The organism is Metapseudomonas cellulosilytica, from assembly GCF_049334135.1.
In the GTDB taxonomy this organism is placed as follows: Bacteria; Pseudomonadota; Gammaproteobacteria; order Pseudomonadales; family Pseudomonadaceae; genus Metapseudomonas.
The window spans coordinates 1-23,347 of the sequence record NZ_JBHZGN010000013.1; the positions used below are offsets into that span (position 1 = coordinate 1).

The 23,347-nt window shown below is 65.2% G+C and carries 18 protein-coding genes and 1 pseudogene; 10 read left to right on the forward strand and 9 right to left on the reverse strand.

All coding sequences use genetic code 11. The features are described from left to right. A pseudogene (locus tag ACFW0H_RS17275) lies at window positions 1-108 on the forward strand (IS110 family transposase); the annotation flags it as partial. Between the two features lie 35 nt (window positions 109-143). Here ACFW0H_RS17275 and ACFW0H_RS17280 read toward each other — a convergent pair. Beyond that, window positions 144-3,014, reverse strand: coding sequence for an EAL domain-containing protein (locus tag ACFW0H_RS17280; protein ID WP_422915245.1), 2,871 nt, complete (start codon window positions 3,012-3,014; stop codon window positions 144-146). A 240-nt stretch (window positions 3,015-3,254) separates the two neighbouring features. On the opposite strand from ACFW0H_RS17280, the gene uvrD reads away from it, so the two are divergent. From uvrD to ACFW0H_RS17295, 3 genes are all read left to right on the forward strand, one after another. After that, window positions 3,255-5,435, forward strand: coding sequence for a DNA helicase II (uvrD, locus tag ACFW0H_RS17285; RefSeq protein ID WP_422915095.1), 2,181 nt, complete (start codon window positions 3,255-3,257; stop codon window positions 5,433-5,435). Between the two features lie 211 nt (window positions 5,436-5,646). Further along, entirely contained in the window at window positions 5,647-6,222 is a 576-nt protein-coding gene (locus ACFW0H_RS17290; protein ID WP_422915096.1) for a TetR/AcrR family transcriptional regulator, read from the forward strand. 115 nt (window positions 6,223-6,337) lie between these two features. Continuing rightward, on the forward strand, window positions 6,338-7,201 hold the full coding sequence (locus ACFW0H_RS17295; protein WP_422915097.1) for a Tim44 domain-containing protein: 864 nt from the start codon (window positions 6,338-6,340) through the stop codon (window positions 7,199-7,201). Window positions 7,202-7,337: 136 nt separating this feature from the next. Here the strand turns inward: ACFW0H_RS17295 and ACFW0H_RS17300 are convergent, their stop codons facing one another. Beyond that, on the reverse strand, window positions 7,338-7,802 hold the full coding sequence (locus ACFW0H_RS17300) for an aminoacyl-tRNA deacylase (RefSeq protein WP_422915098.1): 465 nt from the start codon (window positions 7,800-7,802) through the stop codon (window positions 7,338-7,340). 227 nt (window positions 7,803-8,029) lie between these two features. On the opposite strand from ACFW0H_RS17300, the gene ACFW0H_RS17305 reads away from it, so the two are divergent. Then, window positions 8,030-8,437, forward strand: a complete 408-nt coding sequence (locus ACFW0H_RS17305; protein WP_422915099.1) for an SMI1/KNR4 family protein — start codon at window positions 8,030-8,032, stop codon at window positions 8,435-8,437. 129 nt (window positions 8,438-8,566) lie between these two features. On the opposite strand, the gene ACFW0H_RS17310 is transcribed toward ACFW0H_RS17305, so the two are convergent. Beyond that, window positions 8,567-10,327, reverse strand: a complete 1,761-nt coding sequence (locus ACFW0H_RS17310; RefSeq protein WP_422915100.1) for a cation:proton antiporter — start codon at window positions 10,325-10,327, stop codon at window positions 8,567-8,569. A 217-nt stretch (window positions 10,328-10,544) separates the two neighbouring features. After that, window positions 10,545-11,207 carry a GntR family transcriptional regulator gene (locus ACFW0H_RS17315; protein ID WP_422915101.1) on the reverse strand — a complete coding sequence of 221 codons (663 nt, stop codon included), beginning with the start codon at window positions 11,205-11,207 and terminating at the stop codon, window positions 10,545-10,547. Window positions 11,208-11,559: 352 nt separating this feature from the next. Here ACFW0H_RS17315 and ACFW0H_RS17320 point away from each other — a divergent pair, with 352 nt between their 5' ends. From ACFW0H_RS17320 to ACFW0H_RS17335, 4 genes are all read left to right on the forward strand, one after another. Then, window positions 11,560-12,951, forward strand: coding sequence for an aspartate aminotransferase family protein (locus tag ACFW0H_RS17320; protein WP_422915102.1), 1,392 nt, complete (start codon window positions 11,560-11,562; stop codon window positions 12,949-12,951). A 73-nt stretch (window positions 12,952-13,024) separates the two neighbouring features. Continuing rightward, entirely contained in the window at window positions 13,025-14,392 is a 1,368-nt protein-coding gene (locus ACFW0H_RS17325; protein ID WP_422915103.1) for a glutamine synthetase family protein, read from the forward strand. 107 nt (window positions 14,393-14,499) lie between these two features. Further along, on the forward strand, window positions 14,500-15,294 hold the full coding sequence (locus ACFW0H_RS17330; RefSeq protein ID WP_422915104.1) for a substrate-binding periplasmic protein: 795 nt from the start codon (window positions 14,500-14,502) through the stop codon (window positions 15,292-15,294). A gap of 108 nt (window positions 15,295-15,402) precedes the next feature. Further along, the gene (locus tag ACFW0H_RS17335) at window positions 15,403-15,885 is read left to right on the forward strand and encodes an acyl-CoA thioesterase (protein WP_422915105.1); all 483 of its coding nucleotides are present in this window, start codon (window positions 15,403-15,405) and stop codon (window positions 15,883-15,885) included. Between the two features lie 1,748 nt (window positions 15,886-17,633). Here ACFW0H_RS17335 and ACFW0H_RS17340 read toward each other — a convergent pair. From ACFW0H_RS17340 to ACFW0H_RS17355, 4 genes are all read right to left on the reverse strand, one after another. After that, complete coding sequence (locus tag ACFW0H_RS17340) at window positions 17,634-19,034, reverse strand: mannan-binding lectin (RefSeq protein WP_422915106.1); 1,401 nt, start codon at window positions 19,032-19,034, stop codon at window positions 17,634-17,636. 278 nt (window positions 19,035-19,312) lie between these two features. Then, a complete protein-coding gene (locus ACFW0H_RS17345; protein ID WP_422915107.1) occupies window positions 19,313-19,783 on the reverse strand; it encodes a copper chaperone PCu(A)C in 471 nt (156 codons plus the stop codon). 101 nt (window positions 19,784-19,884) lie between these two features. Continuing rightward, window positions 19,885-21,258, reverse strand: a complete 1,374-nt coding sequence (locus ACFW0H_RS17350) for a PepSY-associated TM helix domain-containing protein (RefSeq protein WP_422915108.1) — start codon at window positions 21,256-21,258, stop codon at window positions 19,885-19,887. Between the two features lie 87 nt (window positions 21,259-21,345). Further along, the gene (locus ACFW0H_RS17355; RefSeq protein WP_422915109.1) at window positions 21,346-21,729 is read right to left on the reverse strand and encodes a DUF2946 domain-containing protein; all 384 of its coding nucleotides are present in this window, start codon (window positions 21,727-21,729) and stop codon (window positions 21,346-21,348) included. A gap of 228 nt (window positions 21,730-21,957) precedes the next feature. Between ACFW0H_RS17355 and ACFW0H_RS17360 the strand changes: the two genes are divergently transcribed. Then, window positions 21,958-22,362 carry a DUF3301 domain-containing protein gene (locus ACFW0H_RS17360; RefSeq protein ID WP_422915110.1) on the forward strand — a complete coding sequence of 135 codons (405 nt, stop codon included), beginning with the start codon at window positions 21,958-21,960 and terminating at the stop codon, window positions 22,360-22,362. 106 nt (window positions 22,363-22,468) lie between these two features. Here the strand turns inward: ACFW0H_RS17360 and ACFW0H_RS17365 are convergent, their stop codons facing one another. Next, window positions 22,469-23,347, reverse strand: a complete 879-nt coding sequence (locus tag ACFW0H_RS17365) for an alpha/beta fold hydrolase (RefSeq protein WP_422915111.1) — start codon at window positions 23,345-23,347, stop codon at window positions 22,469-22,471.

Consider the following 23,347-nt stretch of genomic DNA (forward strand, 5'->3'; position numbering starts at 1 on the left):
GCGGGCAAGCAGATCGTTTGCGCGGCGATGCGCAAGCTGCTGCACATCGCCTATGGCGTGCTGAAATCGGGTCGGCCATTCGATCCGAAACTGGCCCTTGCCCACTAAGGGGCAAGACGGTATCTACCAGGGCCGGCCAACCCTCAACGCCAGAGCGCCGTGGCCTGCTCCTTCAGCAGCCGCACGAATTGCGACGCCTCCACCGGCGGGCTGATCAGGTAGCCCTGGATCTCGTCGCAGCGCTGGCTGCGCAGGAAGTTCAGCTGCTCACGGTTTTCCACGCCCTCGGCCACCACTTTCAGCTCCAGGCTGTGGGCCATGGCGATGATCGCGCGGGTGATCGCGGCGTCCTCGCTGCCCGCGGAAAGATCGCGGATGAAGGTCTGGTCGATCTTCACGCAGTCCACCGGGAAGCGCTTGAGGTAACTCAGCGACGAGTAGCCGGTGCCGAAGTCGTCGATCGCCAGCTTCACGCCGAGCTGGCGCAACTGGTGGAAGGTGGCGATGACGTTCTCGACATTCTCCAGCAGGTGGCTTTCGGTCAGCTCCAGCTCCAGCAGGCAAGCCTGCAGCCCGGTCTCTTCCAGCACCTGGCGCACCAGGCTGACCAGGTTGCCCTGGCGCAGCTGGTGCATCGACAGGTTCACCGAGACACGGATATCCGCCAGCCCCTGGCGCTGCCACTCGCGTGCCTGCAGGCAGGCCTGGCGCAGGACGAACTCGCCGATGGGGGCGATCAGCCCGGTCTCCTCGGCCAGGCCGATGAAATCCCCCGGTGGCACCAGCCCCTGCTGCGGATGGCGCCAGCGCACCAGCGCCTCGGCGGCGTTCAGGCTGTCGTCGGCCAGGCTCAGCTTGGGCTGGTAGAAGACCTCCAGCTGGCCTTCATCGATGGCCTTGCGCAACTGGTTCTCCAGTTGCAGGCGCTCCAGGGTGCAGGCCTGGAGGTTGTCGGTGAAGAACTGGAAGGTGTTGCCGCCCAGGTGCTTGGCGTGCTGCATGGCCATGTTCGCCTGGCTGATCAGGGCGGAAATGTCGCGGGCGTTCTCCGGCAACAGGCTGATGCCGAGGGAGCCACTGATCACCAGCTCGTGGCCGCCCACGGTCATGGGCGTGCGCAGCTTGCCGAGCAGGCGGCTGGCCTGACGCGCCAGGCTGGACAGGTTGCCGTAGGCATCGAGGATCACCGCGAACTCGTCGCCGGACAGGCGTGCGATGGTGTCGGCCTCCGGCACCGCCTGGGTGAGGCGGCGGCTGACCTGGCGTAGCAGCTGGTCGGCCACGTCATGGCCGAGGCTGTCGTTGAGCACCTTGAAACGGTCCAGATCGATATGCAGCAAGGCCAGGCTCTGGCCGCTCTGACGCGCACGCTGACTGGCTTCGTGCAGGCGGTCCTTGAACAGGGTGCGGTTGGCCAACCCCGTGAGTTCGTCGTAGTTGGAGAGGTAGCGCAGGCGCTCCTCGGCCTCGCGGCGGGCGGAAAGGTCGGAGAAGAATCCGACTATATGGCTGACGTTGCCCCGCGGGTCGCGCACCACATTGAGCTGCAGCCACTGGGGGTAGAGCTCGCCACTCTTGCGGGTGTCCATCAGTTCGCCCCGCCAGCTGCCGCTCTGCTCCAGCTCCTGGCGGATCAGGTGATAGCGGCGGCGCGCCTCGCGACTGCCGATCAGGTTGACGACGCTGCGGCCGATCACCTCCTCCTGGCGATAGCCGGTGACCTGGCTGAAGGCCGCGTTGGTCTGGATCACCCGGTACTCCGGGTCGAGGATGATGATCCCCTCGCTGGCCGCTTCGAACACCGTGGCCGCCAGGCGCTGCTCCTCGTCCCGCCCCTTGCGTGCGGTGATATCGCGGCGGGTGCCGAGCATGCGCAGCACCTTGCCGCTGTCATCGCGCTCCACCACCCGGCCGCGGTCTTCCACCCAGACCCAGTGGCCGTCGGTGTGGCGCACCCGGTAGTCGATCGAATAACCGTCGGTACGCCCCTTGAGGTGCTCGACCAGGGCCCGGCGCAGCAGCGGCAGGTCGTCCGGGTGCAGGCGCGGCTTGAGGTCGCTGAGCACCCGGGTGACGTCCTCGGCCTCGATGCCGAAGATCGCCTTGAGCTGCGAGTGATGCACCTCGTCGGTTTCCAGGTTCCAGTCCCACAGCCCGAGTTCGCTGGCCTCCAGGGCCAGGGCCAGGCGCGCCTCGCTCTTGGCCAGGGCATGGCTGGCGTCGGCCAGTTCCAGGGTGCGCTGGGCCACGCGCATTTCCAGTTCGCCATGGGCCCGGCGCAGCTCGCGCTCGGCGCGGCGGCGCTGCTCCACCTCGCGGCCGAGCTCTTCATTGAGACCCTCGGCGCGGGCCTTGGCCGCTTCCAGGTGGCTGATCAGCGCCTGATTCTGGAAGCGTTGCAGCAGGCTGCGTTGCACCAGCCGGTTGACCTGCCAGGCCACCACCATGAGCGAGGCGGCGAGTATCACCCCGAGAACGCCCCAGCCCCTGAGCAACGACGTATCGCCCAGCAGCAGCCAGGTAATGGAGGGTACCAGGCAGGGCAAGGCGAAGGTGAGGAAGGCCGAAAGGCTGACGGCGTAGGCGACGCTGGCGGAGAGAATGGCGGCGGCGATCAGGCCGTGGACCAGCGCTTGCTGAAGGAAGGCATCCGGGGGCACCAGGGCCACGGCGGCGAAGGCCAGGGTCAGGCCGGAGGCCCCCGCGCCGAGCAGGAAGGCCCGGTGCCAACGTGGATTGGCCTGTTGCGAAGGCCGCGCCTTATTGAAGGCGGCCACCTGGGTCAGGCGCAGGGTGGCCAGCAGTACCAGCCAGGTCAGCCAACCGCCGAGCAGAAGGCTGTTGCCCGGGCCCCACAGCAGGTAGGCGCAGGCCAGGCCGTTGAGCAGCATGAACAGCGTGGGAACCTGGGAACCCTGGTAAAGCAGGCGCGTGCGTTCGGCGGCAATGTCGGTCGCGAACTGCTGGCGGATCTCGCGGCTGTCGGCCAGCGACAGGCTCGGGCCAACGGGCATGGAATTGGCGGTCATGGTCGCTTTCTTCTTGTATTTATCTGCCTGGCAGGCATTCCCCACGGCCCACGAAGCGAGCCGGGAGCTTACCCGAGCGAATAGTGCTGCCATAGCTTTATGTGCGAGGTCGCAGGCCTGCGCGCCCAACTTTCGGCGAGTCTCCGCCTCGGGAATGCGCGACCGTCCGGCTGACCATCCGGTCGTCGGTTTGCCCTGCCCCAGCCGCGCCCATAGAATGCCGCGATGCGCGACGATCTCTCCCTCCTCCTGAACTCCCTCAACGATGCCCAACGCCAGGCCGTAGCGGCCCCGCTGGGGCGTCAACTGGTGCTTGCCGGCGCCGGTTCCGGCAAGACCCGCGTGCTGGTGCACCGCATCGCCTGGCTGATCCAGGTGGAGCAGGCCTCAGCGCATTCGGTCCTGTCGGTGACCTTCACCAACAAGGCCGCCGCCGAGATGCGCCAGCGCATCGAGCAACTGCTGGGCATCAACCCGGCGGGCATGTGGGTCGGCACCTTCCACGGCCTGGCGCACCGCCTGCTGCGGGCCCACTGGCAGGAAGCGGGCCTTGCCGAGAACTTCCAGATCCTCGACAGCGACGACCAGCAGCGCCTGATCAAGCGGGTGATCCGCGACCTTGGCCTCGACGAACAGCGCTGGCCGGCGCGCCAGGCCCAATGGTTCATCAACGGGCAGAAGGACGAAGGCATCCGTCCGCAGCACATCCAGGCCGGCGGCGACCTGTTCCTCGGCACCATGCTGAAGATCTACGAAACCTACGAGGCCGCCTGCGCGCGCACCGGAGTCATCGACTTCTCCGAGCTGCTGCTGCGCGCCCTCGACCTCTGGCGTGACCGCCCGAGCCTGTTGGAGCACTACCAGCGGCGTTTCCGCCATGTGCTGGTGGACGAATTCCAGGACACCAACGCCGTGCAGTACGCCTGGCTGCGCCTGCTCGCCAAGGGCGGCGAGAGCCTGATGGTGGTGGGCGACGACGACCAGTCGATCTACGGCTGGCGCGGCGCGCGGATCGAGAATATCCAGCAGTTCTCCAGCGACTTCCCCGACACCGAGGTGATCCGCCTGGAGCAGAACTACCGCTCGACCGCGGGCATCCTCAAGGCCGCCAACGCCCTGATCGCCAACAACCAGGGCCGTCTGGGCAAGGAGCTCTGGACCGAGGGCGAGGAAGGCGAGCCCATCGGCCTGTATTCCGCCTTCAACGAGCACGACGAAGCCCGCTACGTGGTGGAAAGCATCGAGAGCGCCTTGCGCGACGGCCTGGCACGCAGCGAGATCGCCATCCTCTACCGCTCCAACGCCCAGTCGCGGGTGCTGGAGGAGGCGCTGCTGCGGGAGAAGATCCCCTACCGCATCTATGGCGGCCAGCGCTTCTTCGAGCGCGCCGAAATAAAGAACGCCATGGCCTACCTGCGCCTGCTCGACGGCCGCGGCAATGACGCCGCCCTGGAGCGGGTGATCAACGTGCCGCCCCGTGGCATCGGCGAGAAGACGGTAGAGAGCATTCGCGAGTTCTCCCGCGTCCACGAAGTCTCCATGTGGGAAGCGATGCGCCTGATGATCGCCAACAAGGCCCTGGCCGGGCGTGCCTCCAGCGCCCTGGCGGCCTTCATGGAGCTGATCGAGAACCTCGCCGCCAAGGTGCTGGACATGCCCCTGCACCTGATGACCCAGACCGTCATCGAGCAGAGCGGCCTGGTGGCCTACCACAAGGACGAGAAGGGCGAGAAAGGCCAGGCCCGGGTGGAAAACCTGGAAGAACTGGTCAGCGCCGCCCGCGCCTTCGAGAACGAAGAGCCCGAGGACGATCTCACCCCGCTGCAGGCCTTCCTCGGCCACGCCTCGCTGGAAGCCGGCGAAACCCAGGCCGACGCCTTCGAGGACAGCGTGCAGCTGATGACCCTGCACAGCGCCAAGGGCCTGGAGTTCCCCCTGGTGTTCCTGGTGGGCATGGAAGAAGGGCTGTTCCCGCACAAGATGAGCATGGAAGACCCGACCCGCCTGGAAGAAGAGCGCCGGCTGGCCTATGTCGGCGTCACCCGCGCCATGCAGCGCCTGGTGCTGACCTATGCCGAAACCCGCCGGCTCTACGGCAGCGAGACCTACAACAAGGTCTCGCGCTTCGTTCGCGAGGTGCCGCCGCAGCTGATCCGCGAAGTACGGCTGAACAACAGCCTCAGCCGCCCCATGGGCGCCGGCAGTCGCCATGGCTCCATCTTCGACGGCGTTGCCGTGCCGGAAACGCCCTTCTCCCTGGGCCAGCGGGTGCAGCATTCGCTGTTCGGCGAAGGCACCATCCTCAACTTCGAGGGCGCCGGCGCCCAGGCGCGGGTGCAGGTGAAGTTCGAAAGCGAAGGCAGCAAATGGCTGATGCTGGCCTACGCCAAGCTGCAGCCGCTCTGAACCGACAACCGCCTCGACCACTGTAGGGGCGAATTCATTCGCCAAGGGCAGCGCAGCTGCCCCATGCACGCCTTAAGGGCGAACCTGCGGTTCGCTTGGCGATTGAAATCGCCCCTACAACGGCACAGCCGGCAGGCTCGCATTCTTCCGCCCGTCCGATCCGCCTGTCACTCGCACAAGCTTGGCCATACTGAGGTGCGGAGGTAATTCCATGCCCCGCTCCCCCAGCGCCCAACAGATACTCGACTGCGCCCTCGACCTGGCCGACGCCTGTGGCTGGGAAGGGCTGCACCTCTTCGCGGTAGCCAATGAACTCGGCGTCGGCCTGGACGCCATCGCCAAGCACTTTCGACAGAAGGACGACCTGGTGGAAGCCTGGTTCGACCGTGCCGACCAGGCGATGCTGACGCGCGGCAAGGGCAGCGACCTCGCGGCCCTGAATGCTGAGAAACGCCTGGAAGAATTGCTGATGGCCTGGCTCGGTGCCCTGGCGTCGCACCGCACGGTGACCGGGCAGATGCTGCTCTACAAGCTCGAGCCCGGCCATTTCCACTTGCAGGTGCTGGGCCTGTTGCGGGTAAGCCGCACGGTGCAGTGGTGGCGTGAGGCGGCACAACGGGAAACCCTGCACCTGTGCCGCATCGCCGAAGAAAGCCTGCTCACCGCCACCTACCTGCGCACCTTCCTGCGCTGGCTGCGCCACCCCATGGAGGATGAAGCCGACCTGCGTGCCGTGCTGCGTCGACAATTGCGCTGCGGTCCCTTGGTGTTCCTGCTGCGCAGATGACCGGCAGGCCGCGGCCGGGCCGTTCGACAAAATCCCGAAACACTCTGCCCCTAGCCATTGCCTGGCCGACTGTGCAGCATGGCGCGCGTGGATTCATAACCAAGAGATGCCTGTGATGCGCCGATTCCTCAGTATTGCCCTGGCCCTTTGCGTCGGCCTGACGCTCAGCCTGGATGTCAACGCCGCCAAGCGACTGGGCGGCGGCAAGTCCTTTGGCTCCGCGCCGACCCACCAGACCCGCCAGGCCCAACCCGCCCAGCAAGCCCCGAACAGCACCGCCACCGCGCCGATGGCCGGTCGTCAGCCTGCGGCCGCGAGCGGTGCTTCCCGATGGCTCGGCCCGCTGGCCGGTATCGCCGCCGGCGGCCTGCTGGCGTCCATGTTCATGGGTGACGGTTTCGAAGGCATGCAGATCTTCGACTTCCTGATCATGGGCCTGATCGCCTTCCTGATCTTCCGCTTCCTGGCGGCGCGCAAGCGTGCCCAGCACCAGGGCCACCCGGCCGTGGCGGGCCACGGCCCGGCACCCTTCCAGCGTGAAATGCCGCAGCAGCAGGCGCCGATCTTCGGCAGTGCCGCGCCGGCCGTAGCCCAGCCGTCCTTCAATGCCCCCAGCTGGTTCAACGAACAGCGCTTCATCGAAGCCGGCCGCGAGCACTTCATGGCCCTGCAACAGCACTGGGACGCGGCCGAGATGGACAAGATCGCCGAGTTCGTCACCCCGCAGATGCTCAGCTTCCTCAAGGAAGAACGCGCCAGCCTGGGCGACGCCTACCAGTCCACCTACATCGACAACCTCCAGGTACAACTGGACGGCATCGACGAACTGGGTGACAAGACAGTCGCCACCCTGACCTTCAACGGCGTTTCCAAGTCCTCGCGCTTCGACCAGGGCGAGGTGTTCAGCGAAAGCTGGCGCATGGAGCGCGTGCACGGCGACAACCAGCCCTGGCTGGTGGCAGGCATCCGCCAGAACTGATCGACGTTGCAACGCAGAACCCCGGGCTAGTCCCGGGGTTTTTCATTGGCGCCGGCCCCCACCCCGCCGCCAGCGGCGACGGGCGATGGAGCGGCGGAACCAGAAGGGCGGCGGTACCGGGGGACGGGCAGTGCCCTTAATGGCAGAGCTCACACACTTCGGCATGCGGCACCAGCTTCAGGTAGTCGTCCATGCGCATGTGCACCAGGTTCTCGTGATCGCCGGCCTCCAGGTAGATATCCCGCTGCCGCGTGAGTTGCGGGTCCACCAGCATGTTCATGCCATAGGGCTCGCCCACGGCCGGCAGGGCGCCGAGTTCGCAGTCCTTGAACAGGCCGGCCAGGGTGGCCTCGTTGGTGAGTTGCCAGGTCTTGGCGTCCTTGCGCACCTTGCCCACGTCCAGATGCCGGCTGGCGGGTACCACTGCCATGAGGAAATGACCTTGGCGGTCGTCGAGGATCACCGGCTTGGCCAGGCGCTCGGCGGGCACATTGGCCACCCGCGCCGCCTCCAGGCTGGTGGCCGAGTGCGGGTGCGGTACCAGGTCGAACTGGGCATGGGCACGCTCCAGGCTGCGCTGCAGGGTTGCGGCCATTCGCATGATGCACCTCCTGTGGATGAGAGGGTCGTAGGGCTGCCTCGCGCAGCCGGATCGATGCTCAAAGTTTAGCCAGCCCATCCCGGCCCGGCCGAGCAGTTGGTACTGAACAGCGCGCCCTAAAGCAGTCCGGGGTCTATGGGGGCGCAGGCTCTTCATCGACTGCGCTTTTTTCTTCCCGGCTCCGGCTACTGTATAAAGCGCATCCCAATGCATGAGGGTCTGCCGCCATGGAAGAAGTCATCGAACAGCTGCGCGAACTCAACGAGCCGGTACCGGTTCCCCTGGAACTGCCGGACGAGGAATTGCTGGTGGAGATCGAGGAGCAGTTGTTGATCAACCTGCCCTTCGAGCTGCGCGAGTTCCTGCTCAAGGTCAGCGACGTGGTCTATGGCCGCCTGGAGCCGGTGACGGTCACCGACCCGCAGTCCCACACCTACCTGCCGGAAGTCGCCGCCGTCGCCTGGGACCTGGGCGTACCGCGCGACCTGGTGCCGCTCTGCCAGGACGGCCGCGACTACTATCTGGTCGATGGCGAAGGTGAAGTGGTGCTGTGGGACGGCGACGAGGAAGAACTCACCGACGAAAGCTGGGACTCGGTGTGGCACTGGGCGCGGGACGTCTGGCTGGCCAGCTGAATCCCATTGAACCCGGGAGGCGGGAGCAACGTCGTTGCCCGGTAAGGTGCGCCATGCGCACCCGCGATCGAACAGCGCGCAAGAGCCAATTCCGCAGCGCACCCGACGGCGTGCGTCTCGCGTCGCCCCTCAGCGGTGATGATCCTGGTTCTGCTCCAGGGTCTCCATCAGGGCGATCTGCATGCGTGAATGCACGCGGATCAGCCAGCGCCAGAGCAGCGCACTGACGCCCGCCGCCAGCAGGGCGATCAGCACCAGCAGTTCCAGCGTGGGCAGAATGCTCGCCGACAGCGCCATCAGCAGCAGCATGATGCCCAGCAGCGAGAGCAGTGGAATGACCTCGGCGATCACCTTGCGCACCCGCTCGGTGTGGCGGCCGGCCTGGTCCGGGCTCACGCCCATCTCCGCCAGCAGCATGGAAAGCGCCTTGAGCTTGCGGTAGGCGGCGATCAGGAAGGGCAGCGAGAGCAGCAGCGCACCGCCCCAGATCAGCGCCTTCTGCTGGTTGGGCGAGCTCACCCAGTCGCTCAGGTACTCAGCCAGGGTGCTGGCGAAGTAGGCACTGCCGAGGAAGATGGCCACCACCAGCGCCAGGTTCACCAGCACCTGCAGCAAGATCTTGCGGATCATCTTCGCCAGCACCGCGCCCTGGCCCTGGGGCTGGATGCTGCGCAGCCAATCGCCGTAATGGCCGAACACCCGCGCCAGCGGGCGTGGCATCACCTTGGCCAGCTTGATCGACAACGGGTCGGCGGCGCGGATCAGGTAGGGCGTCAGCAGGGTGGTGATGGCCGACACCGCTACCGCCACCGGGTAGAGGAAGTCACTGGTGACCTGCAGGGTGATGCCCAGCGCGGCGATGATGAAAGAGAACTCGCCGATCTGCGAAAGCCCCATGCCGACCCGCAGCGAGGTGCGGCCGTCATTGCCGGCGATGAAGGCGCCGAGGCCGCAGGACACCATCTTGCCCAGCACCACGGCCAGCGTGATGACGGCGATCGGCCAGGCGTACTCCACCAGTACCTTCGGGTCGATCAGCAGGCCGATGGCGACGAAAAAGATCGCGCTGAACATGTCGCGCACCGGCTCCACCAGGCGCTCGATCTGCGCCAGCTGGCGCGACTCGGCCATGATCGCGCCGATCAGGAAGGCGCCCAGCACCATGCTGTATTCCAGCTTGACCACCAGCAGGCAGAAGCCGAAGCACAGGCCGAGCACCGTCACCAGCAGCATCTCGTTGCTTTCGAAACTCGCCACGTAGGCCAGGAGGCGCGGCACCAGCAGGATGCCGATGACCAGCGCGACGATCATGAACAGGCTCAGCTTGCCGACGGTGGCGAACACCTCGCCGGTTTCCACCGAACCGCTCACGGCGATGCCCGAGAGCAGCGCGATGATGCCGATGCCGAGGATGTCTTCGACGATCAGCACGCCGAAGATCAGCTGGGCGAAGCGCTCGTTCTTCATCTTCAGGTCGCTGAGGGCCTTGACGATGATGGTGGTGGAGGAAATGGCCAGGATAGCGCCGAGGAACAGCGAATCCATGGTGCCCCAGCCGAAGTAACTGCCTATCTCGTAGCCGATCCAGATCATCAGCACGATTTCCAGGAAGGCGGCGATGAAGGCGGTGGCCCCCACCCGGAACAGCTTGGCCAGGCTGAACTCGAGCCCCAGGCAGAACATCAGGAAGATCACCCCCAGCTCAGCCAGGGTCTTGATGGTTTCCTCGTCGTGGATCAGTTCGAAGGGCGGCGTATGCGGGCCGATGATGAAGCCGGCGACGATGTAGCCCAGCACCACCGGTTGTTTGAAGCGATGAAAAAGGATGGTCACCATGCCCGCGACCAGCATGATCACGGCAAGATCCTGGATGAAAGCGATGGCATGCATGGCGGTTCACTCCTTTTCTGTAATGCGCGGCAAAGCGGGCCCGCGCGGGCTACTCGCTTGGCTCCTGCGGAACCACGTAGGAAATAGGGAAGTTGGGGCTAGGAACCGTCGCAGGTTATCACCGCGGCCGGCCATGCCAGACCGGCGCAATACGCGGTAACACTTGCTCTGGAAGCCGTCGGGAGCGAAGCCGGCTCGCTCCCGCGGGACAGGGTGATCAGCCGCTGCGGGCCTGGGCGAAATCCAGATCCAGGAGGTTCAGCAGCACCTGCCCGAAATAGGACAGGTCCTGTTCGATGGCGATGCGCGCGGTCTTGCCATCGCCGGCCTGCAGCGCCTTGAAGGCGTCCTCGTGGAAATCGTTGAGACGCAACGAAAGGTCCGCCTCGGTGAACAGGCGATTGAAGAAGGGGCCGACCTGCAGCCAGAGGGATTCGATGGTGCGAAGCAGCACGGGATTGCCGCAGGCGCCGTAGAGCACCCGGTGGAACTGGCTGTTGGCGGTCAGGTAGCCCTGCACGTCGCGCCGCTCGATGGCGCTGTCCATGCGCACCATGCAGCCTTGGAGAGTCTCCAGCTCCTCGCTGGCCAACCGGTCCGCCGCCGCTTCCACGGCCATGCCTTCCACGGCCATGCGCACCTGGTAGATCTGTCTGAAGCGTTCGCGGGTCATGGGCGGCACGCGCACCGAGCGCTGTGGCTCGCCCTCCAGGGCTCCTTCGGCCACCAGGCGCTGCAAGGCGGCGCGCACCGGCATCGGGCTGGTGCCCCAGGCGGCGGCGAGATCGCGGATCTTCAAGCGCTCGCCGGGTTTGAACTGGCCTGCCAGGAGGCCTTCGCGTAGTCGTTGGTACAGCTGTTCCTGCAGGTTCTCGGCCATGGGCATATCACCGTGCGAGGGCCGGCGGTGCCGGCAGTTGGTTCAGAGTCAGGCTGCAGTTACGCATGTCTTGGTCGCCTATCTGTCTTGGGGTTGTTGTCGGGCTGACGCCAGGATGAGGGGCTGCGGAGTGTATCGCGGCCACTATCTCGCCATCCGCTGTGCTTTCGCCGAAAACGGGTGAGCCGGCGTCTTGGGAATCACAGCTGCCGAGCGCATCGACCGAGACTTTCGCCCATGCCTGTGATCACAAATTCAGTTTCAACTTAAATTTCAGGGCCATTTTCCGCAAGTCTTGACAGAATTGTGATCACAAAACAGGATGTGCAGAAATTCGAACGAGGTGTTCAACATGACTGCCAGTGGGATCAGCCAAGCCGCCGTGGAAACCTTTGCCGCCCGCGAGCGCGCCCGTTTCCTCGAGCGCAATCCGAAATCCGTCGCTCTCGCCGAACGCGCGCACAAGTCCCTTTACGCCGGCGTGCCGATGCACTGGATGGCCGACTGGTCCACGCCCTGCCCGCTGTTCGTCGAGCGCGCCAAGGGCGCCCGCTTCTATGACGTCGACGGCCACGAATACATCGACTTCTGCCTGGGTGACACCGGCACCATGTTCGGCCACTCCCCGGACCCTGTCGCCCGCGCCATCGCCGAACAGGCGGGCAACGGCCTGACCACCATGCTCCCGGGCGAGGACGCGGTGGTCTGCGGCGAGCTGCTGGCCGAGCGCTTCGGCCTGCCCTACTGGCAGGTGACTGCCACCGCCACCGACTCCAACCGCTATGTGTTGCGCTGGGCCCGCGCCATCACCGGGCGCAAGACCCTGCTGGTGTTCGACGGCTGCTACCACGGCACCGTGGACGATGTGATGGTGCGCTACCGCGACGGCGAGACCGTGCACCGCTCCGGCCTGGTGGGCCAGGCCTACGACCTCACCCAGTACAGCCGCGCCATCCCCTTCAACGACGTCGAAGCCCTGGAAGCCGCTCTGGCTGAAGGCGACGTCTGCGCCCTGCTCTGCGAGCCGGCCATGACCAACATAGGCATGGTCCTGCCCGATCCGGGCTTCATGCAGAAATGCCGCGAGCTGACCCGCAAGTACGGCACCCTGTTGATCATCGACGAGACCCACACCATCTCCACCGATATCGGCGGCTGCACCCGGCTGTGGAACCTCGACCCGGACTTCTTCGTGGTCGGCAAGCCCATTGCCGGTGGCGTTCCGTGCGGCATCTTCGGCTGCAGCGCGGAGATGGCGGAGAAGATGCTCGCCTCGCGCAAGCAGGCCCAGCAGGACAGCCATGGCCACGGCCACAGCGGCATGGGCACCACCCTGTCGGCCAATGCCCTGGCGATGCACTGCATGCGCGCCAACCTCGAACAGGTGATGACCCAGTCGGCCTACGACCACATGCTGCCGCTGGCCAAGCGCCTGGCCGACGGCTTCCGCAGCCTGATCGCCAAGCATGACCTGAAGTGGTCGGTGACCGAGTTGGGCGCCCGCAGCGAGTTCCAGTTCTGCCCGGTGTCGCCACGTACCGGCGCCGAGGCCGAGGTGGCCTTCCACGATGAGCTGCAGATGGCCCTGCACCTGTACCTGATCAACCGCGGCATCCTGATCACGCCGTTCCACAACATGACCCTGTGCTGCCCGGCCACCTCCGAGGCCGACGTGGACCAGCTGATCGCCACCCTGGACGGCGCGCTCGCCGAGTTGTTGGCCATCCCCGGCGCCCGCGAATGATCCGTAGGGTGCGCCGCGCGCACCAAAAAACCGAATGAAGGTGCGCACGGCGCACCCTACCGAGAGAACCACCATGCAATTCGCCAATCCCCAGGAAGCCCGCGACTTCCTCGAACAACATCCGCAAGTGCGCAGCATCGAGCTGATGCTGATCGACGCCAACGGCATCCCCCGCGGCAAGCTGCTGCACCGTGACGAGCTGCTGCCGATCTTCGAGAACGGCCGTCCGCTGCCCAGCTCCATCCTTTCCCTGACCATCCAGGGCGAGGACGTCGAAGCCAGCGGCCTGGTCTGGGAAGTGGCCGACGCCGACTGCTGGACCTACCCGGTGCCCGGCTCGCTGTCGCTGCAGCCCTGGCGCGCCACGCCCACCGGCCAGGTGCAGGTGAGTATGCACCCGACCCAGGGCCTGCCGGCCACCCCCGGTGATCCCCGGCATGTGCTGGCCCGCGCCATCGACCGGCTCAAGGCCGACGGCTACCACCCGGTGATGGCGGTGGAGCTGGAGTTCTACCTGCTGGACAAGAACCGCGACGCCAACGGCCGTCCGCAGCCGGCGCTGCAGATGAATGGCGTGCGGCCCCAGGCGCCGCAGGTCTATGGCGTCTACGAGCTGGAACAGCTGCAGCCCTTCCTCGACGACCTCTACGCCGCCTGCGAGGCCCAGGGCCTGCCGGTGCGCACCGCCATCTCCGAATACGCCCCCGGCCAGCTGGAGCTGACCCTCGAGCACCGCTTCGACGCACTCCAGGCGGTGGACGAAGGCATCCGCTACAAGCGCCTGGTCAAGGGCGTGGCCAACAAGCACGGCCTGCTCGCCTGCTTCATGGCCAAGCCGTTCGGCGACCTCGCCGGTAGCGGCCTGCACATGCACGTGAGCCTGGCCGACGAACAGGGCAACAACCTGATGGCCAGCGAAGACCCCCACGGCACCCCGCTGCTGCGCCACGCCATCGGCGGCATGATGGCCACGCTGAACGACGCGCTGGCGATCTTCTGCCCGAACGCCAACTCCTACCGCCGCTTCCAGGCCAACAGCTACGCGCCGCTGGCCAAGAGCTGGGGGGTGAACAACCGCACCGTGTCGTTCCGCGTGCCGGGCGGGCCGGCCAAGAGCCGTCACGTCGAGCACCGCATCTGTGGCGCCGATGCCAACCCCTACCTGGCGGCGGCGGCGATCCTCGCCGGTATCCACAAGGGCATTCGCGAGCAGATCGACCCGGGCGAGCCCATCGTCGGCAATGGCTACGAGCAGGCCCGCGAAACCCTGCCCACCGACTGGCTGACCGCGCTGCGCAACCTGGAGCAGTCGGCCTGGGCCAAGGAGGCGCTTGGCGAGGACTTCCTGAAGATCTTCCTCGCCATCAAGTGGGAGGAATTCCGTCAGTTCGTCAGCGAAGTCGGCGAGCAGGACTGGCGCTGGTACCTGACCCACGCCTGATGGCGGACCCGAGATCCGGAGCGACGCCCGGCCGATCCGGCCGGGCGCTGATGTTTTCCCGGCCGCCTGCTAGGCTCACTGGCATCATCCCCTTCCAGGCCCGCCCGATGAAGGCTGCGATCGTCGCGCTGCTGCTCCTGACCCTCGGCGTATGCCAGGCGGAGTCATTGCGCGTCGGCCTGGAAAGCCAGGACTACCTGCCCTATTACCGCGCCCTCCCCGGACAGCCCGCCGAAGGTTACGCGATCGCGCTCCTGCAGCGCTTCGCCATCAGCCAGGGGCTGACCCTGGAACTGGAAGCCTTGCCGATCAACCGCCTGCACCGCCAGCTGCAGACCACCGACCGGCTGATGCTGGTGTTCCCCGACAACCCCGCGTGGTCGCGCCAGCTCAAGACCGACGCGCAGCTGCACTACAGCCGTCCGGTGATCCGCATCGTCGACGGCAGCCTGGTGCTGCGCGAGCACCTCGGGCGTGGCGTCGAGGCGGTACGCCGCCTCGGCACGGTACGCGGCTTCACGCCCGAAGCCTGGCAGGAGCGGCTGCAGGGCGGCCAGGTGCAGCTGGTGGAAGCCGGTGATATCGGCAGCCTCGTACGCATGCTGCTGCGCCTGCGCATCGACGCCATCTACGCCAATCCGGAAGTGCTGCACCACTACCTGGAAACGAACACCGACCTGGGCGGCGACCGCCTGCTGCTGGACCCTGGGCTGCCCCTGGCGCGGACCGCCTTCCATGCCAGCAGCCTGAAGCACCCGGAAATCCTCGAAGCCTTCGACCGTTTCCTCATCGAGCAGAGCGACGAACTGGCGGAGCTGCGCCGCCAGCACGGTCTGGCCTGCGGGCCCAGCGACCTGGTGGAAGAGCACCCGGCCTGCCAGGAGCCCGGCGAAACGCCCTGATCCCAGAGTTACCCACAGGCGGTCCTGAATTTACGTGATACTCAGGCTGTGGCGCCCAGCCGTGCGCCCGCGTCTATCCCAGACAGACCCCACAGCGACGAGGCCAGCATGGAACCCGGAACCGCACAACTTTCGATGACCGTCCTCATGACCCCGGACATGGCCAACTTCTCCGGCAACGTCCACGGCGGCACCCTGCTCAAGTACCTCGATGAAGTGGCCTACGCCTGCGCCAGCCGCTATGCAGGCCGCTACGTGGTCACCCTCTCGGTGGACCAGGTGATCTTCCGCGAGCCCATCCACGTGGGCGAACTGGTCACCTTCCTCGCCTCGGTTAACTACACCGGCAACACCTCCATGGAAGTAGGCATCAAGGTGGTCACCGAGAACATTCGCGAGCGCTCGGTACGCCACACCAACAGCTGCTTCTTCACCATGGTCGCCCTGGACGACGAGCGTCGCCCCGCAGCGGTACCACCGCTGGAGCCGGTAACCACCGACGAGAAGCGCCGTTTCGCCCAGGCCAAGCAGCGGCGGCAGATCCGTCAGGAACTGGAGAAACGCTACCAGGAGATGCGCGAGGGCAGCTGAGCCCTCGCTTTTCCACGTCCTCCCCAATTTCAGTGGAAGGCCCTGTGGATAAGGTGTAGACCGAGCGCCACACGCCAGCCACCGCGGGCTTTCCCACCCCCTGTCTATTTTCTGAACGTTTTCAGTCACTTGTGTCGTTCGTTGCGCACAGATGCTGTGCAACAGACTGTGGATAAACTGTTCGGACAAGGCTGCACGCCGCGCCAGCCGTGACATTGGCTCAAGCGATCAGTTTCTGATCAGCTCCGGCCGGCGGTTGGCCGTCGCGTCCCCTCCATTCTCGGTAACTGCCGCGAAAGACCCATTCCAGAGCCGTTTCCCCCAAATCCCGTGGATGGTCTTGGGGATAACTTGTCTATGGATGCCCAGAGCCCAGCAATGGCGCAGCTTTCCACCACTTGTACACTTATCGAGCAAAATCATAGGGATAACTCATCCATTGCACACAGAATCTGTGCAGCCATCTGTGGATAAACTGTGTGGCCAACCCGGAAAGCCACGATTGTCATGGCCTGCGCTGATCTGTTCATTTTCTGATCAGCATGCCTGGGCGATTCCCACACTGTGCATAACCTTCCCTGCAAGAACCCGCCCCTTCGCTCCCATCTGCCCTGCAGGGTGCGCCGTGCGCACCAACGAACCTCACTGCGCCAGACTACCGATGCGCACAACGCAGCCTAGGGACGCCAAAATCAGCTTCGCCTGAGGTATCGGGCCCCACCGCGCTCAGCACCAACCTACGGTTTGTGCATCGTTGGTGGATCTGTGCACGGGGCAAGCGTTCTTTTACCCAAATCCCGTGGATGCAGTTGTGGATAAGCTGTAGTTCGTCTGCCGAGTGCCAGATTTCCCGCGGCCTGCAGGGATTTGTACATTTTTCGTTCTATTTCAATAAGTTGCATTAGGCCTTGCACACATTATCTGTGCAGGCAATTGTGGATAACCTGTTTGGCCATGCTTGAAGGGCACGGCCGGCGCGGGCTGCGGACTTCTGATTATTTATTGACCGCTTCTCCCTGTGCCGTGCAAAGCCCGCAAACCCACCTGCGGGCTGGCGCTGGTCGCAGCGAGGCCCAATGACTGCTCGCCTGGATCACGGGCTGCTTGTCGACGGGCTGAGGCCACCTATGCCTGCGCAATCCAGAGTTCATGGCGTTCCGCTGCATCTGTGCACAGGGCGACGGGCATTCGTACCCTGTTTTACCCAAATCCCGTGGATGCAGCTGTGGATAAGCTGTAGTTCGAGCGCCAGGCGCCAGAACCGCCGCGGCTTTCCGTCAATTGCTCGTTTTTCGTTCTACTTCAATCGCTTAGCACACATTATCTGTGCAACCGCTTGTGGATAAGCTGTTTGGCCATCGCTACGTCCCCTGAACTGCGCGTTCTCCAGACGATTGATCACGTCTTGACCAGCGCGCATAAGGGACCAGGGGCAGTGAAGCCGGACTAGCTGATTCCAAGGCTTCGAGAAAACAACCCACAGTCCCCCGCAGGGTTTTTCCACGCTTGTTCCCAGATTACGTGGATGGACCTGTGAATAAGATGTCCATGGATGCCTGGACCCCAGGTCCCGCGCGACCTCCCAGGGGTTGGACATTTTTCGAGCAATTTCAATGAGTTATCCCACCGGCTGCACACAGAATCTGTGCAACCGGCTGTGGATAAGCTGTGCGGACCACGCTACGGCCCAGGAATCACGCGGGCTGCGTGGGGCTGATCAATAAACGATCAGCCCACGCAAGGCTGAGTTATCCCCCGCAACAGCCGCACACGGACATGACCCCCGGCTCGGTGGTCTTCCAGTTGCCGTTCCAACCACCGTTGCCGCTGCATACCTGTGGGCAAGTCTGCGCGGCCTGGCTGTTGTTCCAGATCGGGCCTGCCTGCACGTCCTGCGGGGTGGCGCACTGACCCTGCATCACATCATCGAAGATGTGGCTCAGCTTGGCCCAGGGAATGGTGTTGCTGTTCCCGCTGCCGCTGAAATTGTGGCAACCGAAGCAGTTGGAGATGAACGACTGGGTCGGGTCGACGTTCTGGAAGGTGGTTTCCATCACCGTATTGGCCAGGCGCATGGAGCCGCGCTGGTTGGCGAAGGTGGAAGACGGCTGGGTGACGTCGTTCTCCCAGAGCGCGCCGACGTTCATGTAGTTCTGCCAGACGGCCATGGGGTTATCGCTGGACATGGCCGAGAGGAAACCCTGGATTTGGCTGTTCAGGCCGTCGATGTCGGCGTAGTTGGTGGACGCTTCATGGTCGGAGGGGTCAGTGCCGTCGCGGTAGACCCGGCAAATTTCCGAGGGTGTACCGGTGAGGCTCGTGCTAGGCGTAGCCTGGTTCAGGTTGCAGGTCGATGGCGGGTTATCCACAGCACAGGTCGGGCTGGTAAAGGACCAGCCGCCCGCCGGTGCGGTACCCGGACTGCTGCAGTCCGGCGCATTGCTGCGGTGCTCGAAGGTGGCCCAGATGAACTCGGGATGCAGCGTCGTGGCAATGGCCATGTGGAATCCCGCCATCCCCAGCAACTCGTTGCCCGGCACACCGTCCACGTTCGCCTCTATCCAGAAGTAGTTGGGCTTGTCGGCATCGGTGATGATGCGCCAGGCGGTCTTCAACTCAGTGGTGCCGGACGGATAGTTCAATGCACTCTGGATCTGCGGAATGTTGCACAGGCTCTGGCTGAAGCGGATCTCGTAGAAGGCCACGTTGCCGTTCTGGTCGAAGATGGTGGCCCCTCCACCAGCCTGGCCGGTGCGCTCAGGCAGCGTGAAGGGAGTGTTGGCGTCCATGGGCTTCTCCCGGTGCACGAACATCACTTCGGCCTGATTTGCAGGGTCGCAGGAGTTGGTGCCGGTGGCCTGGAGAATGGGGTAGTTGGTGTTTACCTGGAAGTTGCGCAGGCTCGGGTCGCCCTGGGACGGACTGACCAACTGGAAGAACCACTGCCAGGCGAACTGGTAGAAATCGCAGAACTGCGCATTGCTGCCGTTGGGGATTTCGCTGGGCGGGTTGGGATTGGTGATCCAGTCCTGGCTGGCACTACAGGCGGGTGCCGCCGCCTGTGCTGGCGCACAAACCAGCAGCGGACTGACGAGAACCAGCGTCAGGAGCAGCAGCCAGGCAACACGAAATGTCCTTGTAGCATTCATCTTCCCTCTCCTTCTTCTCTCATCGAGGCACGGGCCAGCCGAGCTCCGCGACGTGCGCAAGCCCTTGGCCCGATGCGGCGCATCGCCAAGAAACAGAGGGGCAGATGATTCGTCCGAGGTCGCGCATTGCGCGGGGGCTGGCGTCCTGCCGGCGGGTGCTCCTTGCGATGGATTCAGGCTAGAAGAGGCGTCGGAAACCGGCAAACCCCGCTGCCGAGCGGCGCCTGTGGATAACCCGAGGAGGGACTCGCGGGGCCCGGCAGCCCCGCGAACCTGCGTCAGTGCTGGTGCTCGGCGGCGACCGCCGGTGCCTCCTTCTGTACATGGATTTCCACCTCCAGATCGCCCGCCTTCTGGAAGTGCAGGGTCATGGGAAACTTGTCACCGTCGTTCAGCGGCTGCTTCAGGCCGAACATCATCAGGTGGTAGCCGCCCTGCTCCAGGCGTGCCTCGCCGCCGGCGGGAATGTCCAGACCGCCCTGAACCTGCTGCATCTTCATCAGGCCGTCCTTGTGCAGGTGCTCGTGGATCTCGGTCTTGCCGGCGCGGGCGGTATCGGCGCCGAGCAGCTTGTCGGCCTCCGCGCCCTTGTTGTGGATAACCAGGTAGGCGGCACCATTGGGCGATACCGCCGGCACGGCCATGGCCCAGGGGTGCTCGATATGCAGCGACCCCAGGTTGTAATCGTGGGCGGCCAGGGTAGCGGAACAGCTCAGCAGGGCCCCCAGGGCCAGCAATGTCTTGCGCATGTTGGAACTCCATTCGTTCGATTGACTGACGCCCGCCCCCAGCGAGCGCCGATTGCTCTCCATCGCAGACGCGGCAACGGCGCCGCGCCGGCATCGCCAGCCTAGCCGGCTACCACCTTGCTGCCGCCGATGCGTGACAGCACCAGCCAATCCAGCGCCCAGACCGCCGCCAGGGACAGACCCACCAGCGGGAAGGCGATGCCGAGACCGATCATGATCACCACCGCGGATTTCCACAACGGCAGGTCATGACGCAGCGGCGGCACGCCGAGGCTGCCCTGCGGGCGGCGCTTCCACCACATCACCAGGCCACTGACTGCGCTGAGCAGGATCAGCAGGCAAACGCCGAACATCAGCAGCTGGTTGGCCAGGCCGAAGAACTTGCCTTCGTGCAGCACCACGCCCATTTCCACGCTCCGGGCCACCAGGCCGTAGTCCTGCCAGCGGATGTCCGCCAGCACCTTGCCGCTGTACTGGTCCAGATGCAGGGTGGCGTCGTTGCGTGGGTCGTCGGCGAATACGGCAATGCTGTAGACCCCACTGGCATCGGCCGGCAGGGTGATGCTGTAACCCGGCACCACGCCGCGCTCGCGGGCGGTGTCCACCACCTGCTGCAGGCTCACTTGCCCGGCGTTGGATGCCGTGCCCGCCGCGGCGTGCGCCTTGTGCGCAGCATGCGGATCGGAGACCGGCATCGGTGTGTTCTCCACCGCCCAGGCCACCGTCTGGTCTGCGGCCGTGTTCAGGCTGCGGGCCTGCTGGTCGGACTTGGGCACCTCGTTCCACATGGCGGTCGGGAAGCGGTTCCAGACATCGGCGAATTGCTCGCCCCAGAAACCGGTCCAGGTCATCCCGGTAAGAAGCATGAACAACAGCAGCAGCGAGCCCCAGAAACCGGTGACCGCATGCAGGTCACGCCAGAACAGGCGCCCACGGTTGGCCAGGCGGGGCCAGAACACGCCACGCAGGCCCTGGCCGCGCGGCCACCAGAGGTAGAGGCCGGACACCACCAGCACGATGGCCCAGCCGGCGGCCAACTCGATCAACCGGTCGCCGATGGTGCCGATCAACAGCGTGCCGTGCAGCGAACGGGCGATCGCCTGCAGGTTGTTCTGCGCGTCCTGGGTGCCCAGTACCTGGCCGCTGTAGGGGTCGAGGAAAAGGTTGGTCTTGCGCCCTTCGAGGCCGACCACGAACTGCGCGCTGTGATCGGCATCCACCGGCGGCAAGTACTGGCTGACGGTGGCCTGCGGATAGGCCTGGCGCAGCTTCTCCAGCTGCTGGTCGGCACTGAGGGCCTGGCCGGCGGGGCGGACCTGCATCAGGTCGGCGTAGAGCAGGTTGTCCAGCTGCGGTTTGAACAGGTAGATGCTGCCGGTGACCGCCAGCATGATCATGAAGGGGATGACGAAGAGCCCGGCATAGAAATGCCAGCGCCACGCCAGGTTGTAGAACGAGACAGTGTTCTTCGACATTGTCGTGCTCCCTGATGAACCAGTGGTCCGCGCGCACGCGCGCCGGACGGGCCGGGGTTTGTGCGGGGAAAAAGGGGGGTGATTGGCTCAGGAAAACGCGACGGGGGGAGCGCGGGTCAGGGCACCGGGGAAGACCGCCTGCGAGCGGTGGCCGGCCTGGGTCTCAGGTGTTGGCTGCGGGCTGGCCGCATCGGCCAGAGCCAGCCCGTGAGGGGCGGTCGAGCCAAGGGCCGGCGAATTGAACAGCAGGGTGCAGTAACCGCACTTGGCCCAGGACAGCTCGTGTTCGGGCATCGCCGGCTGGTGGCTTGGCCCACTGTGTTCGGTGGAGCAGGCCAGTTCGCCCATCCAGGCCGGCACCCCTGCCTGGCCCATGTCCCGGGCCTGGGACACCAGCGGACCGACGAACACCAGCAGCATGGCCAGAAGGCCAAGCCAGGCGCCACGTTGTCGTGCTGTGCCGTAGGTCACAGGAAGGTTTCCATTCCAGTCAATCGGGGGGCGCCTATGCTAGCCAAGCGCCTGCTCGGGTTGAAGCCTAGTCGCTGGGACAGAAGGCCGCAGGCCGGACACGCAAGTTTTCCCGCCGTTCGGCACCGAGCCAGCACCGACCAGGCAACCCGGAACAAACCGCATCGAACTGGCCCTCTGAAACTACCGCGGATGGTTTAAGCTTGCTCCTATGCTTCCGGAGTCATCATGCTGAGCCTGGCTGACGTTTTCCTACTGATGTTGTTCGCCGCTGGCGCAGCCTGGCTGTGGCGCAGTCATGGCGTGCGCGAGCGCGCCCTGGTTCTGGCCAAGCAGCACTGCGCACGGCTCGATGTGGAACTGCTGGACGGCAACGTCGCCTTTCGCCGCCTCGCCCTGGTGCGGGACGGCAAGGGTAATCGCCGCCTGGCGCGCATCTTTGACTTCGAATTCACCGTCACCGGTGAGCAGCGCCTGACCGGCAGCCTGCAGATGTTCGGTAACCACCTCGGTCGCATCGACCTCGAGGCCCATCCCTTCAGAGCCGAGGCGCAACACGAAGGCAAGGTTATCCACATGAACGAATGGCGGCGTAACCATCCCAAGCCGGATGAACAGCGCCGGGTGGATTGAGCGACCCTGACCCGTGTTCCCGCGCGCCCTGAGGCGTTTTTTCCCGGGGTACCGCCGCGCAACCTGTGGACAAGCTCCCACTACACCGCTTCCCGGTGCTGATCGCTCATGCCTTGTGCAGGAGGAACCCGGCCGTGCGCTGGGCGCTCGCCTGGGGAAATTCCTGCATGAAGCAGTGACCGCCTTCCACCACCTGGGTACTGACGTGGCCATTGAGGGCGGCAAGGCGTGCCACCGCCTTGGCCACGAAGGGATAGCTGTGCTGGCCGTGGAGAATCAGCGTCGGGGTGACGATGCGGCCCAATGACGGCCACAGGCGTTTCGGGAAGGAGCTGAAGATCTCCGCCTCGCGGCTCGGCCGGCACTTCAGCTCGACGCCGTTATCCACAGCCTTGATCGCGTGCTCCACATAGCCCTGCAGCGCCTCCTCGGTCCAGCCTTTGAAGATGCCGCGGCCATGCAGGCCATTCCAGGCCGCCTGGCGGTCGGCCCAATGGTTGCGCCGCGCCCGCGCACGACTGGCCATGGTGGTGCGCCGGTGCAGGCCAAGGACTTCGGAGAAGGCCATCACACCGACCATGGCCGGTGTGAAGATCACCGGGTCGAGCAGCACGGCGCGGCTGAACAGCTCGGGATGGCGGGCCAGGATCAGGCTGGTCAGCACGCCGCCGAAGCTGTGCCCGACGGCCAGGCGCGGCACTTCGCCGAACGGCCCGCGCCCGGCTTCGAAGGCCTCCACCGCCAGTTCCGCATTGCGGTTCCAGCCAAGAAAGCGGCCACCGTGGTCGCTGTCGCCGTGGCCCTGGATATCGCACAGCCAGAGATCGAAATCCTCGGCCAGCGCCTGCAGCAGCGGCGCGTAGGTGCGGCCGCAGAAACCGTTGCCATGAAGGAAATGCAGCAGCGGTTTGCCGGAGGCGGGACTGTGCCAGCCGCGCAAGGTGAAACCGGCGGAAGTCGAATGGGACCAGGGGATCAATTGCAT

What these genes read in the sequence shown, in the direction of transcription:
- ACFW0H_RS17280 (WP_422915245.1), bottom strand. Translation starts at nt 3,014, where the DNA reads ATGCCCGTTGGCCCGAGCCTGTCGCTGGCCGACAGCCGCGAGATCCGC.
- uvrD (WP_422915095.1), top strand. Translation starts at nt 3,255, where the DNA reads ATGCGCGACGATCTCTCCCTCCTCCTGAACTCCCTCAACGATGCCCAA.
- ACFW0H_RS17290 (WP_422915096.1), top strand. Translation starts at nt 5,647, where the DNA reads ATGCCCCGCTCCCCCAGCGCCCAACAGATACTCGACTGCGCCCTCGAC.
- ACFW0H_RS17295 (WP_422915097.1), top strand. Translation starts at nt 6,338, where the DNA reads ATGCGCCGATTCCTCAGTATTGCCCTGGCCCTTTGCGTCGGCCTGACG.
- ACFW0H_RS17300 (WP_422915098.1), bottom strand. Translation starts at nt 7,802, where the DNA reads ATGCGAATGGCCGCAACCCTGCAGCGCAGCCTGGAGCGTGCCCATGCC.
- ACFW0H_RS17305 (WP_422915099.1), top strand. Translation starts at nt 8,030, where the DNA reads ATGGAAGAAGTCATCGAACAGCTGCGCGAACTCAACGAGCCGGTACCG.
- ACFW0H_RS17310 (WP_422915100.1), bottom strand. Translation starts at nt 10,327, where the DNA reads ATGCATGCCATCGCTTTCATCCAGGATCTTGCCGTGATCATGCTGGTC.
- ACFW0H_RS17315 (WP_422915101.1), bottom strand. Translation starts at nt 11,207, where the DNA reads ATGGCCGAGAACCTGCAGGAACAGCTGTACCAACGACTACGCGAAGGC.
- ACFW0H_RS17320 (WP_422915102.1), top strand. Translation starts at nt 11,560, where the DNA reads ATGACTGCCAGTGGGATCAGCCAAGCCGCCGTGGAAACCTTTGCCGCC.
- ACFW0H_RS17325 (WP_422915103.1), top strand. Translation starts at nt 13,025, where the DNA reads ATGCAATTCGCCAATCCCCAGGAAGCCCGCGACTTCCTCGAACAACAT.
- ACFW0H_RS17330 (WP_422915104.1), top strand. Translation starts at nt 14,500, where the DNA reads ATGAAGGCTGCGATCGTCGCGCTGCTGCTCCTGACCCTCGGCGTATGC.
- ACFW0H_RS17335 (WP_422915105.1), top strand. Translation starts at nt 15,403, where the DNA reads ATGGAACCCGGAACCGCACAACTTTCGATGACCGTCCTCATGACCCCG.
- ACFW0H_RS17340 (WP_422915106.1), bottom strand. Translation starts at nt 19,034, where the DNA reads ATGAATGCTACAAGGACATTTCGTGTTGCCTGGCTGCTGCTCCTGACG.
- ACFW0H_RS17345 (WP_422915107.1), bottom strand. Translation starts at nt 19,783, where the DNA reads ATGCGCAAGACATTGCTGGCCCTGGGGGCCCTGCTGAGCTGTTCCGCT.
- ACFW0H_RS17350 (WP_422915108.1), bottom strand. Translation starts at nt 21,258, where the DNA reads ATGTCGAAGAACACTGTCTCGTTCTACAACCTGGCGTGGCGCTGGCAT.
- ACFW0H_RS17360 (WP_422915110.1), top strand. Translation starts at nt 21,958, where the DNA reads ATGCTGAGCCTGGCTGACGTTTTCCTACTGATGTTGTTCGCCGCTGGC.
- ACFW0H_RS17365 (WP_422915111.1), bottom strand. Translation starts at nt 23,347, where the DNA reads ATGCAATTGATCCCCTGGTCCCATTCGACTTCCGCCGGTTTCACCTTG.